At 70.1% G+C, this 14,805-nt stretch carries 8 protein-coding genes and 1 pseudogene; 1 reads left to right on the forward strand and 8 read right to left on the reverse strand.

All coding sequences use genetic code 11. The annotated features are described in order from the left end of the window. Positions 1 to 32: 32 nt before the first annotated feature. A complete protein-coding gene (locus ACN27F_RS13705) occupies positions 33 to 1,862 on the reverse strand; it encodes a DUF2201 family putative metallopeptidase (RefSeq protein ID WP_421433774.1) in 1,830 nt (609 codons plus the stop codon). Positions 1,863 to 1,883: 21 nt separating this feature from the next. After that, positions 1,884 to 2,621, reverse strand: a pseudogene (locus ACN27F_RS13710) (MoxR family ATPase); the annotation flags it as partial. A 23-nt stretch (positions 2,622 to 2,644) separates the two neighbouring features. Between ACN27F_RS13710 and ACN27F_RS13715 the strand changes: the two are divergent. Next, positions 2,645 to 3,397 (forward strand): hypothetical protein, encoded by a 753-nt coding sequence (locus ACN27F_RS13715; protein WP_421433775.1) that lies wholly within the window; start codon positions 2,645 to 2,647, stop codon positions 3,395 to 3,397. Here ACN27F_RS13715 and ACN27F_RS13720 read toward each other — a convergent pair. The 6 genes from ACN27F_RS13720 to ACN27F_RS13745 all read right to left on the reverse strand — a co-directional run bounded on the left by ACN27F_RS13720 (position 3,394) and on the right by ACN27F_RS13745 (position 14,674). Continuing rightward, positions 3,394 to 6,717 (reverse strand): discoidin domain-containing protein, encoded by a 3,324-nt coding sequence (locus ACN27F_RS13720; RefSeq protein ID WP_421433776.1) that lies wholly within the window; start codon positions 6,715 to 6,717, stop codon positions 3,394 to 3,396. The genes ACN27F_RS13715 and ACN27F_RS13720 overlap by 4 nt on opposite strands. Positions 6,718 to 6,743: 26 nt before the next feature. Next, positions 6,744 to 9,638, reverse strand: a complete 2,895-nt coding sequence (locus ACN27F_RS13725) for a discoidin domain-containing protein (RefSeq protein ID WP_421433777.1) — start codon at positions 9,636 to 9,638, stop codon at positions 6,744 to 6,746. 77 nt (positions 9,639 to 9,715) lie between these two features. Next, positions 9,716 to 11,341 carry a glycoside hydrolase family 13 protein gene (locus ACN27F_RS13730; protein ID WP_421433779.1) on the reverse strand — a complete coding sequence of 542 codons (1,626 nt, stop codon included), beginning with the start codon at positions 11,339 to 11,341 and terminating at the stop codon, positions 9,716 to 9,718. A gap of 91 nt (positions 11,342 to 11,432) precedes the next feature. Further along, a complete protein-coding gene (locus ACN27F_RS13735) occupies positions 11,433 to 12,341 on the reverse strand; it encodes a carbohydrate ABC transporter permease (RefSeq protein WP_421433781.1) in 909 nt (302 codons plus the stop codon). A gap of 12 nt (positions 12,342 to 12,353) precedes the next feature. Further along, positions 12,354 to 13,259 carry a carbohydrate ABC transporter permease gene (locus tag ACN27F_RS13740; protein WP_421433782.1) on the reverse strand — a complete coding sequence of 302 codons (906 nt, stop codon included), beginning with the start codon at positions 13,257 to 13,259 and terminating at the stop codon, positions 12,354 to 12,356. An 11-nt stretch (positions 13,260 to 13,270) separates the two neighbouring features. Further along, positions 13,271 to 14,674 (reverse strand): ABC transporter substrate-binding protein, encoded by a 1,404-nt coding sequence (locus tag ACN27F_RS13745; RefSeq protein WP_421433784.1) that lies wholly within the window; start codon positions 14,672 to 14,674, stop codon positions 13,271 to 13,273. Between the last annotated feature and the right edge of the window lie 131 nt (positions 14,675 to 14,805).

A 14,805-nucleotide genomic window follows, 5' to 3' on the forward strand; every position in this document is an offset into this window, starting at 1 on the left:
ATGGACGTCCGCAGCGGCTGACCCCGGTGCCCTCACCGTAGCCGGAAGACCGGGCCGCGCGGAGTGAACGGCAGCCGGGCGGCCTGCGGCACGAGAAAGGCGTGTTCACGGCGGACGCGCACCACGTCGCAGTACCCGTCGGTGATGACCAGGATCGGTGCCGCGGCGGGAAAGTCAGCGGCGGCCTCCAGCAGCCGGACGCCGGGCTGGAGCACGGTGCCGCCCCGGCCCCGCACCCGCACCCGGCCGGCGATCTGGTCCACCGGCAGGTATCCGGCGTCGTAGGGATGGGCGTCGCAGAACACCACCCGGGCGGCGGGCACGTCCCGGGCGGTGGCGTAGGAGGCGATCGCGCCAAGCGCCTTGCCCAGCAGTTCGTGGTTCATCGAACCGGAGGTGTCCAGCACCACGCCGAAGGTCCAGCGGGATGCGGGCTCGTCCGGCCACCGCCAGCCCGGTCGCGGGATTTCCGGCGTGCTGGCCTGCCGGCGGGAGGGGCGGGCGTACGAGCGGACCCGCTGCGGCGATGGCACGTACTCGTCGAACCAGCGGGCCAGCCGGGCGTCCCACGGCAGCGGCGGCTGTTCCAGCACCCGGATCTCGGCGACGAGCCCGGCCGGCAGGTGGCCCCGACCTGCCCGCAGGTGGTACGCGTAGCCGGTCAGCAGCGCCCGCCGGTAGAAGTCGTCCAGGTCGACCCCGTGACCGGGTGTGCCGCCGACCGGCAAGGGCTCGCCGAGCAGATCACCGAGACCGGTGCCCCGCAGGGTGGCGAGTTTGCGCAGCCGGCGCAGATCCGTGGCGATCTGGTCGTAGACCGCCTCGGCCGACATACCGGCCAGCTGAGGGTCGTACAGCAGCCCGTCCGGCGGTTCACCGATGCCCATCTCGATCAGCCAGCCGTTGATGACGTAGTCCGCCGCCACGTTCCACAGGTACGGATCACGGCCACCGACCCGGTCACCGTGACGCAGCGCGGCGTGCAGCATCTCGTGTGCCAGCACGAACCGCCACTGCGTGGCCGACAACTGCTGCAGCGGGTTGAGGTAGATCTCCGCGGCGGCCGGGGACACGGCGGCGATCGTGATGTCCCAGCCCCGCGCCAGCTCGGCGTCGGCGACCAGGGTGAACCGTGCCGCCAGCGCACCCAGCAACGGGTACGACGACAGGAACCAGCTCATCGCCAGGCGCCACGGCTGGCGGCGGCTGGCCGGATCGGTCAGCGAGGTACGGGCACCACCGGCGACGTCCACGGCCGCCGTCGCCGCGGCCGACAGGCCGACCGCGAACTGGGCCGGCCAGTCCGGCACGCCGAGGCGGTTCGAGTTGGCGATCTCGTACGGTGGGATCAGGTCCGGTCCGTGGCCGCCGGTGCCACAGCCGGCGTACTCGGCCGGTGTGCCGGCCTGTCGCCACTGCCGCAGCAGCGCCTGCTCGTCGACGGTCGGCAGCTCGGCCGGCAGCGGCGACGGCTCGGTGCCGAGCTTGACCGCCCGCTGGAACCGGGTGACCGCGAGGCAGGCCACGTCGGCGTACGCCCGGTCGGCGGCGTAGCGGTCCGGAGCGAGGTGGCCGAAGCCGAGGTGCAGCAGGCAGTGAGCCAGCACCCAGGTCCACTGCTCCTCGTCCAGCCGGTGCGCCTTGCTGGCCCGGATCTTCCCACGCGCGTCGACCACGGCGATCGCGCCGGCCGCCGCGAGCGGACCGGCGTCGACCAGCACGGCCTGCGCTCCGGCGCGCCGCCACGGGCCGACCTGGAAACCGAGCAGTGGAGCGAACATCGGGTGGCCGGTCAATGTTCGCCAGGCGGCTTCGAACGCGGCCACGTTCGGGTCGACCGGTGCCCGCTTCCGCTTTCCCATCGCGGCGTCCTGCCCCTCGCGTCAGTTCCGGGCGGCGACCAGCCGGGGCAGGTCCCGGCTCACCTCGACCAGGAACCAGGCCGGCAGCACGGGTGCGCTGTCCTCGTCGGTGGCGATGACCAGCTGGGCGCATTCCAGCGAGATTTCCGCCAGCTCGACCAGCAGCGCCTTGGCCCGGTGGGCGAACTGCCGCAGTGTCGGCGAGGCGTGTTCCTTGCTGGCCGGTAGCTCCTTGACCAGCCGGGCCCGGAACGTCTCCGCCAAAAAGTACAGCAGATCCCGGTCGTCGGCGGCGGCCGGCCAACCAGCGTCGCCGCGGACGACCGCGTCGATCCCGTAGCGGTGCCGCACGATCTTGACGTACCCGCAGAAGCCGCCGGCGTGGGCCGGGCTCAGCGTGCCCGCGGCCAGCAGCCGCAGGGTGTGCTCGTCGATGTCGTCGCCGTAGGACAGCAGCGCGTCGGAGAGCATGTGCCAGCTACGTGGGGTGGAGAACACCTCTTCCACCTTGGGTGGGTTCACCCACAGCTGGTCGGGGCGCTCGGTCAGGTAGTCGACCACCCAGCGGTGGATGCCGGCTCCCTGCGCCCAGGCCAACCAGTCGTCGGCGCTGGCCCGCAGGTGGACGTGGACCAGCCGGTTGACCAGCGCCGAGGCCATCGGCCGGGCTAACGCGTTGTCCGTGGTCCGGTTGCCCGCACCAATCACGATCGATCCAGCCGGCAACTCGTACGCGCCGATCCGGCGGTCCAGGATGAGCCCGATCATCCTGCCTGCCGCCGGTGCCGGCGCGCATCCCGATATCCATCACGATGGCGCATGACGACCAGACGCGACGGTTGCCGTGCCGGCAGCCACCGGTGAAGAATGACGGGATGGCGATCCTATGGCTGGGCGGCGCTATTCTATTGACCGTTGTCAGTGGTTTTCTGGTTAGCGAGGAATCGACGATCATCGCCGGACTCCCGTTGGCGGTGGGTGGCGCGGCGTGCTATGTGGTCGCCGCCGTCTGGGCCGTCCACGGGCCCGCCGAAAAGCAACGGCGCTGGGTGTGGACGGTCGCCACGACGGGACGGACCATGCTGGGACTGGCGGTCGCGGTGCTCGCGTTCGGATTCAGTGTCTCCTTCATCGACCGTGATCGTGTGACGCTGAGCGAACGGATGACCGCCGAGATCACCGACACCCGGGTGTGCGAGCAGGCCGGGCCCGGCTGCCAAGACCGCTACCGGCTCTCGGCCGACGGCGAAGATCTCGGCTGGACCTACCTGTGCGACTCACCCGGCCCGCAAGAGGCAGGCGGGCCGGTCGGCACGCAGATCGAGATCGTCGCTGAACCGCTTGGCCGGATCCCGCCGCAGGCCGCCTCGTGTACCGGCGGGTGGAACCCGGCGTCGTGGGTGACGCCGCTGTGGCTGGGCGGTGTCGGGGCCATCGCCGTGCTGATCGCAATCGGTTCCAGGTGGCGCGCGGTCGCTGGTGACGCTGCCGGGAGGGACCAGTCCCTCCCGGCAGCCCGCCGACGCGGCGACTAGTTCCGGACGATGGTGAACGTGGCCGTGGTGTTGCGGATGTCCTGCCAGTTGTTGCTCATCCGCAGGTTGGTGAAGGTGGCCGAGCCGACCGCCGGTCCCTGACCCGCCTCCGGCATCTCGTTGACCCAGATCCCGAAGCCCGACTTGGCGTCGAACTCGTCACCACTACGCTGCGCACCGCTGATCGACACGTTCGTGAAGACCGTGTCGGTGACCGGATACTCCGGCTGGCCGCCGGTGTACTTGGTCTGGAACATGATTCCCGAATACGTCGGATCCACGATGTCCACGTTCGTGACGCGGATACCGCGGAACTCCTTCGACGCGGAGAACACCCAGATCGCCGGGAAGGTCTGCCCGCCCCAGAAGTGTCCACCGGCCCGGACGATCGAGATGTTCTCGAACCGGGTCGGCGGGCTCGCCCCGAACCCGATGAACGGATACCCGAAGTCCAGCGAACTGATCGTGATGCCCGAGTACGTCAGCATGTCCGCGATGTAGATGTTGCGGAACACGTTGTCGTAGCCGCCGTACACCGCGATCCCGGCCGCCCGCCAGGTCAACGTGGCGGTCAGGTTCTCGAACACGTTGCCGTGGTTGCCGGTGGTCGCCCCCTGGTCGGTGGCCGAGAACAACGCGAACGCGTCGTCGCCGTTGGACCGTCCCTCAGAGTTGCTGACCAGGTTGTTCGTGCTGCCGTTGGTCAGGTTCACCGCGTCGGCGAAGGTGTTGCGGAACCGGCTGTCGGTGATTGTCAGCCCGCTGACGCTGACTCCCCAGTACGCGCAGACGGTGTGCTCGACCCACACGTTGTCCAGGGTCAGGTTGTCGACGTCCTTGAGCTCACCCCAGACCTTGCCCGGCCCGTCCTGGCGGACGGTGTAGTTGCCGAAGAACGCGAGATGCGCGAACGACGACCCGCTGGCGCTGGGCTCCACCCGGAACCCGGCGTCGGTGTTGCTCTGCCCTGGCGGGGTACGGAACCGGGTGAACCACATTCCGGCGCCGACCACCTGCACCGCCTTGCCGTACACCTGGAACTTCTGCGCCGTCTCGTAGGTGCCGGCCGGCAGGTAGACACCGATCAGGTTGCCGGTGGTGTCCATCCGCACCGCGTCCAGCGCGCTCTGCACGTCGGCGTGGCCGAACCCGGTCGGCACCCGGTAGCGGGCCGGGTCCGGGTTGTCCCGGGGCGTCACCCGCTCCAGGTTGATGAAGTCGATGGCGTACGTCGTGGTGTTCGCCGGATCCTTCTGCAACCGGATCCGGGAACCCGCCGGGATCGTCGAGTCGAGCAGCACGTTCGCCTCGTCGTAGAGGTGCCGGGGTGGCCCGGCGCCCGGCGAGTCGCTCGGGCTGGCCTCCCCGCCGTACAGCCAGATGTGCTTCGAGGTCAGGCTGATCGGCTTGTGCAGCGTCCCGTCGACGTAGATGTTGAGCGTCGCGGTGATCCCGCCGCCGCCCGGGGCGTCCGGGATGGAGAACCGGGTCACCAGGGCGTTCGCCGGCGCCCTGGTGGTCCACTCGACGTACGCGCCGGTGCTGTCGAGGGTGACCGCCCGCCGCCCGGACGCCTCACCGGCCAGGTCGCCGATGGTCCGGTTCGGCCCGACCACCCGCGCGCCGCCGCCGACGGCGCCGTCCTCGGCCTCGTACATGTCGTACGGCAGGTTGGCGCCCCGCCCCACGAACAGTGGCCGTTCACTGGTGTTGTTGGCCCGCTTCACCGGCAACTCGTTGACGTCGGCGGCGATCACCACGCGTACGGTGAACCGGCCGTCGGCAGCCGTCCAGGTGCCGCCCAGGTTGACCGGGCCGGCACTCGCGCCGACACCGATCGTGCCGGTGTACGAGCCGGTCAAGGTGCGCACCGCGGTGCCGGCGCCGTCGATCACGGTGAGCGTGACACCGTGCCCGCCGCCCGCCGAGGCGATGGTCCCCTGATTGCGCAGGGTCACCGCGAAGCTGACCGGCGCGCCGGCGTTCGGGGTGGCCGGCGACCAGGTGACCGCCGAGGCGACCAGGTCCGCGCTGTCCACCGGGCGGACCACCAGCGCACTCGGGCTGGTCCGGCTGTTGTTCGACTCGTCCCGCTCGACGACCGTATCGGCAGGGTCGGCGGTGGCGCCGAGCTGGTAGCTGCCGGCATCCCGTGCCCCGATGCCGGTCGACACGGTGGTCGAGGCACCGGCGGCGAGCGCACCGAGAGCGGCCTGGCCCACCGTGGTGCCGTCGAGGGTGAAGTCGACCGTGGTCGCACCGGCCGCCCGGTCACCGGCGTTGCGTACGGTGGCGGACAGGGTGATCTGGTCGGTCTCCACCGGTGCGGCCGGCGCTGCGGTCACGGCGGTGACGGTGAGGTCCGGATTCGCCGCCGGAGCGCCGATCACCTGCAGTTCGGCGACCTGCCCGTTGGGCGCCCCGGTGTTGGCGGTGAACCGCAGCCGTACGTCGGCGACGGTCGCCGACACCGGGATGGTCACCCTGTTGCCGCCGGCCGGGCTGAACGCGTAGTCCGCCACGCCGACCAGCGTGCTGAACCCGGCGGCGGACTGTTCCCGGCCGAGGACCTGGAGGGTCTGGGTACGCGGCCCCCACGCCGGGTCGGGGTTCAGCCTGACCACGATCGCGGTGATGGTGGCGTTCGCGCCCAGTGCGACGGTCAGCGTGCTCGGGTACGCCCCGGGTGCCCCTTCCCAGTAGGTGCTGACGTCGTCGTCGACGGCGTTGGCCGCCTCGAACACGTGCACCGTCGACGAGGCGGTGGCCGGTTTGCCGACGGCGAGGTTGGTGCCACCCGGCGGTGGGCCGCCGGACTGCCCGTACACCTCGAACTCGGCCAGTTGCCCAGCGGGCCAGCCGGTGTTCGCGGTGATCAGCAGCCGGACGTAGCGGGTGGTCGCCGACCCGACGGCGATGCTCACCGTGTTGTCGGCGGCCGGGGTGAAGGGGTAGCCGGCCGAGGCGACCAGGGTGGCGAACCCCGACCCGGTGGTGCTGCCCTGCACGGTCAGCGTCTGGGTGCGGGCCCCCCAGCCGGCGGGCAGCGTGAGCACCAGCTGGTCGACGGTGACCGTGGCACCGAGGTCCACCTGGATCCACTGCGGGAACGCGTTGTTGACGCTCTCCCAGTAGCTGCTCTGGCTGCCGTCGTTGGCGTTGCCGGCGACGTACACGTCAGCGTGGCCGCTGGCGGTCATCGGGCGCCCGGCGGCGAGATTCGGGCCGTCGGCGGCGCTGGCCGGCGGAGCGGGTGCGGCGATCAGGAGGAGGCCGGCCACGGCGAGTACGGCGGTCAGCCGGGTGCGGAATCTGGACATGGCGGATCGACACCTTCTTCCGGGGGTCAGGCGGGGTGCACCTCGAACTCGGCGATCTGCCCGGCCGGCCAGCCGGTGTTGCCGGTGATGCTCAGCCGCAGGTAGCGGCGTTGCCCGGCAGGAACGGTGATCGTGACGGTGTTGCCGGCGGCCGGGTCGAACACCCGAGCGGCCGGGCCGGCGAGCGTCGCCCAATTGCTGCCGTCGGTCGAGCCGAGCACCGACAGCGTCTGGGTCCGGGTCTGCCAGGCCGGCGACGGCGGCAGTTTCAGCACCACCCGGCCCACCTGCCGGGCGGCGCCCAGATCGACCGTAAGGGTCTGCGGGAAGGCGTTGTTGGCGCTCTCCCAGTACGTACCCGCGTCACCGTCGACCGCGTTCGCCGCCACGTACACATCGGTGTGACCGGACGCGGTCACCGGCCGACCCAACGCCAGATTCCCATCCGGCGGCGGTGCGGTCGTCGGCGGTGCGGTCGTCGGCGGCGGCGGGGTGCTGCCGCCGTACACCCCGAACTCGGCGATCTGCCCGGCCGGCCAGCCGGTGTTGCCGGTGATGCTCAGCCGCACGAACCGTCGCTCACCCACCGGCAGTGCGATCGTGACGGTGTTGCCGGCGACCGGGTCGAACACCCGAGCGGCCGGGCCGGCGAGCGTCGCCCAATTGCCGCCGTCGGTCGAGCCGAGCACCGACAGCGTCTGGGTACGCCGCTCCCAGCCGGCCGGCACCGTCAGCGCCACCCGGTCGACGGCGCGGGCGGTGCCCAGGTCGACGGTCAGCGTCTGCGGGAAGGCGTTGTTGGCGCTCTCCCAGTACGTACCCGCGTCACCGTCGACCGCGTTCGCCGCCACGTACACATCGGTGTGACCGGACGCGGTCACCGGCCGACCCAACGCCAGATTCCCACCCGGTGGCGGCGGGGTCGTCGGCGGTGCGGTCGTCGGCGGCGGGGATGTCGGTGGGCTGGTCGGCGGTGTGGTCGGCGGACTGGTCGGGCCACCACCCCACTGCGGCTCCGGCCACGGCCCGCAGTACGGGGTGGCGGTGTACCAGCCGGAGTTGCCGCCGCCCTGGGTGATCTGGAACCCGCTGCCGACACAGTTGTGGATCGGATTGGCCTGGGCTATGCCGGTGGCCCGCACGTTGGTGAACGACACCTGGCTGGGTGCCTGCACCTGCAGGGCGTAGGTGCCGGCCCCGTCGATGCGTACGTTGGTGAAGCTGATTCCGCTGGTCGCGCCCTCGATCCAGTGCAGCGCCGCGTAGGAGCTGTCCAGGATGTCGGTGTCGGTGACCACGATCGAGGCGTTCTGGATCGGCTCGTTCAGCGCCGAGAACCAGATCGCCCCGACCCCGAAGCGCCAGTTGTAGTCGGAGTTGCCGTTGCGGATCAGCGTGTTACGGGCGACCGTGATGGTGCCGGCGACGGCGGTCGGGCCGGTCACCCCGGTGTAGCGGTTGGCGACGTGGATGCCGCCGCCGTTGGTGACCGAGTCGGCGGTCACGTTGTCGGTGATCCGGATGTCCCGCCCGCCGTAGGTGACCAGGTGGTTGGCGAGAATGGTCACGCCGATCGTGTTGTGGGTGAACGAGTTGCCCACGTTGGGCACGGTGTCGGCCCACATGGCGAGGGCGTCGTCACCGGTGTTACGGACGAACGTGTTGGTCACCGTGGAGTTGGTGACCCCCCAGTGGAAGTTCACCCCGTCCGCCGTCTGGTTCAGGATCCGGCTGTCGCGGATGGTGAAGTTGTCCATCGGGCCGTCCATCCAGGCGCCGACCTTGGTGTGCTGCATCCACACGTTGTCCACCACGGAGTCCGACATCGCCCCGCCGATGGCGTTGACCTGGTCTTCGTCGATCCGCTCCCGGATGTCGCCGATGATCGCGAAGTCGCGCAGCACCACGTTGCGGCTCGGTCCGCCCGCCTCGTGCGGACGGATCTCGCCGCGGTATCCGCCACCGGCCACGTACTTGCCGTAGATGCCGGCTGCGCGTTTGCGGTCGGTGGGGTGCCGGCCGCCGAGCACCGAGTACCAGGGACCGGCGCCGCGCAGGGTCACCCCGTCGACGACGACGTGGTCCCACAGGGTGTAGTTGCCCGGCGGGATCCAGACCGCACGGCCCTGGGCCCGACCGGCGTCGACGGCGGCCTGCAATCGTGCGGTGGAGTCGGTGGCGCCGGTCGGGTCGGCACCGAAGTCGGCGACCACGTCGAGCACCCCGGCCGGTTTAGCGATCGGCGCGGCGACCAACTCGAAGTCGGCCAGGTCGATGGTGAACGTCGGTGACTGCGCGGTCGACGAGACCTGCAGCCGGATCTTCGTGCCAACCGGATAGGTGGTGCCGAACAGCGTCCGGGTCTCGTCGTAGAAGTGGTGCGGGTTGATGTCGCCGGGGTTGTTGTTGAACGGGTAGCCGCCGTAGTACCAGCCGTACCGTGAGGTCACCGGCACCGCCCTGACCAGGGTGCCGTTGGCGCGCAGGTCGATGGTGGCGTCGCGGCCGGTGCCAGCGGCGTTGTCCGGCAGGCTGTAGCGGAACGTGACGGCGTTCGCCGGTGCGGTGAGGGTGAACTCGACGTACTCCCCGACCGCGTCGAGGGTGACCGCCTCCCGTCCGCTGGCCTCCGACGGCAGTGTGCCGTAGTGCCGGTCCGGGCCGATCCGGGTGCCGTTGTGCGCGGCGTTCTCGGCTTCGTGTTCGATGAATCCGACGGTGGCTCCCCGGCCGACGATGTCGAACGGGGACAGTCCGGCGGCACGGGCCGGGCCCGCGGTGGTGAGGGTGAGGACCGAGATCGACGCGGCGGCGAGGACGGTGCCGGTGACCGCGGCGACGGCCGCCCGGGTTCGGCTCCTCGCGGACGAGCGGGACTGGTGGTGCGGGACGGGGTCGGGTGGGACGGTGCGGTTGGCCATGAGAGCGCTCTCCCTTTCTACGGGTGGCCTGATCCCCCGTGCGTGCGGTGCGGCGGTACCGGTGGTGCGGTCAGGAACTAATCGGACGTACGCAGCCAGACAGTGGTGTCCGGGGGCAGTCGGTCGTCGTCGAGTGGACTGCTGGCCAGCAGCAGCGCGGTGTGCTCCGGCAGCGGCACCGCGCCGCCGGAGAGGTTGACCAGGCAGGTGAAGCCGGCGGCGCGGCGCACCGCCAGCACGTCGTCCGGGGCGGGCAGCCAGGCCAGCTCCCCGTCGCCGAGCGCCGGCTCGGTCCGCCGCAGCGCCAGTGCCGCCCGGTAGAGCTCCAGCATCGAATGCGGATCACCGGTCTGGGCCCGGACGGTGCGGTCCTTCCAGTCGGCCGGCTGCGGCAGCCAGGGCCGCGCGGTGGCACCGTCGGGGCTGAATCCGAACGGCGGCGCGTCGCCGGCCCACGGCAACGGCACCCGGCAGCCGTCCCGGCCGGGATCGGCGCCGCCGGAGCGGACGAACATCGGGTCCTGCCGCAGCGCGTGCGGGATGTCCTCGACCTCCCACAGCCCCAGTTCCTCACCCTGGTAGAGGTAGGCGGCACCGGGCAGGGCCAGGCTGAGCAGCACGGCGGCGCGGGCCCGGCGGGTGCCCAGCTCCAGATCGGTGGGCACGCCCTCGCGGCGGGTGGCGAAGCTGAAGGTGGTGTCGGCGCGGCCGTAGCGGGTGACGTGCCGGGTGACGTCGTGGTTGGACAGCACCCAGGTTGCCGGGGCACCGACCGGAGCGTGTGCGGCCAGGGTCGCGTCAACGCAGGCCCGCAGCGCCACGGCGGTCCAGGCACAGCCGAGGAAGTCGAAGTTGAACGCGGCGTGCAGTTCGTCAGGGCGCAGGTAGTTGGCGAAGCGCTGCTGGTCGGGCAGCCAGATCTCGCCGATCAGCGCCCGGTCGCCCGGGTACGAGTCGGCGATCCGCCGCCAGTCGCGGTAGATGTCGTGCACCGCGTCGACGTCGACGAACGGGTGCGGGCCGTCGTCGGTCACCTGCGGCAGGGTCGGATCCTTGGCCAGCATCGCCGCGGAGTCGATCCGGATCCCGTCCACCCCACGGTCCAGCCAGAACCGGATGATGTCGGCGAACTCCGCCCGTACCCGGGGGTGGTCCCAGTTGAAGTCGGGCTGCTGCGGGGCGAACAGGTGCAGGTACCAGTCGCCTGGGCTGCCGTCCGGGTCGGTGGTGCGGGTCCAGGTGCCGCCGCCGAACGGGGAGACCCAGTCGGTGGGCTGCTCGGCGCCGTCCGGGCCCCGGCCGGGCCGGAACCAGAACAGGTCCCGCTCGGGCGCGGCCGGGTCGGCCAGTGCCGCCTGGAACCAGGGGTGTGCGTCGGAGCAGTGGTTCGGCACCAGGTCGACGATGATCCGCAGCCCCAGCCGGTGTGCGTACCCGATCAGCTCCTCGGCCTGGGCGAGGGTGCCGAAAACCGGGTCGATGTCGCGATGGTCGGCGATGTCGTAGCCGGCGTCGGCCATCGGCGACGGGTACCAGGGGCTCAGCCACAGGGCGTCCACCCCGAGTCCGGCCAGGTACGGCAGGTGCTCGCGGATGCCGGTGAGGTCACCGATTCCGTCACCGTCGCCGTCGGCGAAACTGCGCGGGTAGATCTGGTAGATCACCGCGTTTCGCCACCACCGCTCGTTGTCTGCTGTGGACACGGACACCTGCTTTCTGGGATCGGTCCGATGTTTCACCGGATTCCGGCGACGGATCAGCTGAGGCCGCCTGTCAGCCTTTGAGGGCCACCTGTCAGCCTTTGAGGCCGCCTGCGGACAGGCCGCTGACGATGCTGCGCTGGAAGATCAGGAAGATGACGACCATCGGGATACTCGCGATGACCAGACCCGCCATCATCTCGGTCGGTGGCACCTGGCTGGTGTTGGACAGCCGGCTCAGCGCCACGCTCAGGGTCTGCGTGTCCGGGTCCTGCAGCACCAGCAGCGGCCAGAGGAAGTCCTTCCAGATGGCGATGATCGAGAAGATGGAGACCACACCGAGTACCGGGCGGGACAGCGGCAGCACGATCGAGGTGAGCACCCGCAGCCGACCGGCGCCGTCCAGGCTGGCCGAGTCGAGCAGGTCGTCGGGAATCTGGTCGAAGAAGCGTTTCAGGACGTACACGTTGAACGCGTTGGCCGCCGCCGGCAGCCACAGCGCCCATGGCGTGTTGAGCAGGTTGACGCCGAAGATCGGCACGTCACTGACGGTCAGGTACGCCGGCACCAGCAACGCGGCCGCCGGCAGCATCAGGCTGGCCAGCATCCCACCGAGCACCAGGCCGCCGAACCGGGGCCGCAGTTTCGACAGCGCGTACGCGGCGCTCACCGCCACCGCGAGCTGGATCAGCCAGCCGCCGAGCGCGTAGTAGACGGTGTTGAGGAAGTAACGCGGAATCCGCATGTGCTGCCAGGCAAGCACGTACGTGTCGGGATGGAACGACTCCGGCACGAACGTCGGTGGGGTACGGGCGAACTCGGCCGGCGCTTTCACCGCCGAGGTCACCATCCAGTACACCGGGAAGAGGAAGACCAGCACGAACACGACCAGCACCAGGGTCAGCACCACGACGTACCCGATCCGGCCGTGACCACGGCGCAGCTGGGTGTCGGAGATGAGCGTGCGGGTCGCCGGAGCGGTCCGGCGCTTCGGTGCGGTCATGACCGTGTCTCCTCAGTCCGCCTGGCGGGTGAGCCGCAGATAGCCGGCGGAAAACGCGCCGAGCACCACGAACAGCAGTACGCTCGCGGCGGCGGCCAGGCCGAAGTCGTTGTTGACCGTGAAGGCGTACCGGTAGATGAGCACCAGCACGGTGACCGTGTCCGGGTTGGTGGTGCCGGTCAGCTGGTACGGCTCGATGAACACCTGCATGGTGGCGATGATCTGGAGCAGCAGCAGGACCAGCATGATGAACCGCAGCTGCGGCAGGGTCACGTGACGCAGCCGCTGCCAGATGCCGGCACCGTCCAGCTCGGCCGCCTCGTACAGTTCGCCGGGCACGCCCTGCAACGCGGCGAGGTACATCAGCGTCGCGCCGCCGAGGTTCGCCCAGGTGGAGACGAGCACCAGGGACAGCAGCGCGGTGGACGACGACTGCGTCCACTGACTCTCCGGCAGGTGCGCCCCGCGCAGCAGGGTGTTGAACAGGCCGTTGCCGGGATCGTAGAAGTACTTCCAGAGCAGCACCACGACGATCGGCGGCAGCATCACCGGCAGGTAGACGGCGATCCGGAAGAAGCCGGCGAAGTGTCGCAGCTCGTTGAGCAGGATCGCCAGTCCCAGCGGCAGCAGGTAGCCGAGCAGCAGGGCCAGGCCGGTGAAGACCAGGGTGTTACGCCACGCGGTCCAGAACAGCGGGTCGGCGAACAGCGCCCGGAAGTTGTCCAGCCCGACGAAGGACGGATCGGTGACGAAGTTGACCTGCTGGAAGCTGAGCACGACGCCGCGCACCAGCGGATACCAGGAGAAGAACGCGAAGCACAGGATGCCGCCGGCGAGGAACGCGTACGCCAGCAGGTTGTCCTGCACCCGGCGGCGCAGCCGGGCCGCCCGCGCCGGGTGCGTGTCAACCGTCATCATCTGGCCGGCGGCTATCCGACGGTGGCGAGGATCGCGTTGACCTGCTTCTCGGCGTCGGCGAGCAGCTGGTCGACGTCGGCGTCGCGATCGGTGAGGACCTTGAGCATCGCCACGTCCAGGACGGCGTAGATCTGCTGCGCGTTCGGCGGTTCGAGCTTGACCGGGATGTCGTCCATCGCGGCGACGAACGGCGCGTAGTTTTCCTGCGGGACGTTGGCGTACTCGGCGTCGGCGGCGGCCTGGGTCTCGGCGGCCGCGCCGGTGAAGATCTGCGGCTCGGGCAGGCCGACCGGCAGATTGTTCTCGGCCGCCCACTTGTTCTCCGCTTCGATCCGCTCCGGGCTGGTGAACCAGTACGTCAGCCATTTCAGTCCGGCGCGGATCTTCGCCGGAGACGCCTTGGCGTTGAACATGTAGCCTTCGCCGCCGCCGAGGGTGCCCTGGCCGCCGGGGATCGGGCCGAGTCCGTAGTCGGCGAAGTCACCGTCGTACTGGTTGACGATGGTGGGGATGTTGTCGGCGGTGGCCAGGTACATGCCGAGCTTGCCGGATCCCATCAGCTGGAGCAGGTCGGCCCATTCCAGCGACTGCCGGCTGCCCATGCTGTCGTCGGTCCAGCGCATCTGCTTGAGCTGGGTGAGCACGTCACGGCCGGTGTCGTCGTTGAACGCCGCCGTCCAGGTGCCACCGTCGTTGGTGGCGATCTCGCCGCCCCGGGAGTACATGTGGGTGGTGAAGTGCCAGCCGCCGGTGTTCGACTTGCTGTACTCACCGAACCCGACGACGTCGTCACCGAGCGCGGCGATGCGCTTCGCGGCGGTACGCACCTCGGCCCAGGTGGTCGGCGGGTCGTCCGGGTCCAGCCCGGCCTGGCTGAACAGCGGCCGGCTGTAGAGCAGGCCCATCGAGTAGTTCTTGTACGGCAGCCCGTAGAGCCTGCCGTCGTCGTCGGAGAAGACCCGCTTGACCTCGGGACGGATCTGGTCGACGACCGGGAACTCGGCGGCGTACTCGGTGATGTCGGCGACCTGCCGCTTGGCGATCAGGTTGGCCGGGTCGGTGAAGTAGACGTAGAAGACGTCCTCCAGCTGCCCGCCGGCGAGCTTGGCCGAGAAGGTCTGCGGGTCCATCTTGCCTTCACGGGCGTCGATCCTGATGTCCGGGTTCTGCCGCTCGAACTCGGCCACGTTGTCGAGGAAGCGCTGGTGGTTCGCCGCCTCGGTGGCCGGTGGTAGCCCGTTCACGGTGATCGTCACCGTGCCGTCGTCGGACTGTCCGTCGTCGGAGGAGCCGCAGCCCGTCGTTGCCAGCGCGATCCCGCCGACGAGAAGGACCCCGAGTGCGCCGTGCAGCCTGGTTCTGGTCGCGCCGTGCAGCCTGGTTCTGGTCGCGCCGTGCAGCCTGGTTCTGGTCATGGAAAGCACACCCTTTCTGGGTGGATGTGATCTCAAGCTCGTCACTGCCTTGTTTCGTGGCGATGACGATACAAACACAGACCGAGCTGCGCAAGAAGTTGACGTTCATACGAAAATTTGGGACGGTCACT

Origin of the sequence: Solwaraspora sp. WMMB335 (assembly GCF_049179075.1) — a bacterium.
Lineage (GTDB): Bacteria > Actinomycetota > Actinomycetes > Mycobacteriales > Micromonosporaceae > Micromonospora_E.

Coding starts and splice junctions, on each gene's coding strand:
- ACN27F_RS13705 (WP_421433774.1), bottom strand. CDS start 1,862: ATGGGAAAGCGGAAGCGGGCACCGGTCGACCCGAACGTGGCCGCGTTC.
- ACN27F_RS13720 (WP_421433776.1), bottom strand. CDS start 6,717: ATGTCCAGATTCCGCACCCGGCTGACCGCCGTACTCGCCGTGGCCGGC.
- ACN27F_RS13725 (WP_421433777.1), bottom strand. CDS start 9,638: ATGGCCAACCGCACCGTCCCACCCGACCCCGTCCCGCACCACCAGTCC.
- ACN27F_RS13735 (WP_421433781.1), bottom strand. CDS start 12,341: ATGACCGCACCGAAGCGCCGGACCGCTCCGGCGACCCGCACGCTCATC.
- ACN27F_RS13740 (WP_421433782.1), bottom strand. CDS start 13,259: ATGATGACGGTTGACACGCACCCGGCGCGGGCGGCCCGGCTGCGCCGC.
- ACN27F_RS13745 (WP_421433784.1), bottom strand. CDS start 14,674: ATGACCAGAACCAGGCTGCACGGCGCGACCAGAACCAGGCTGCACGGC.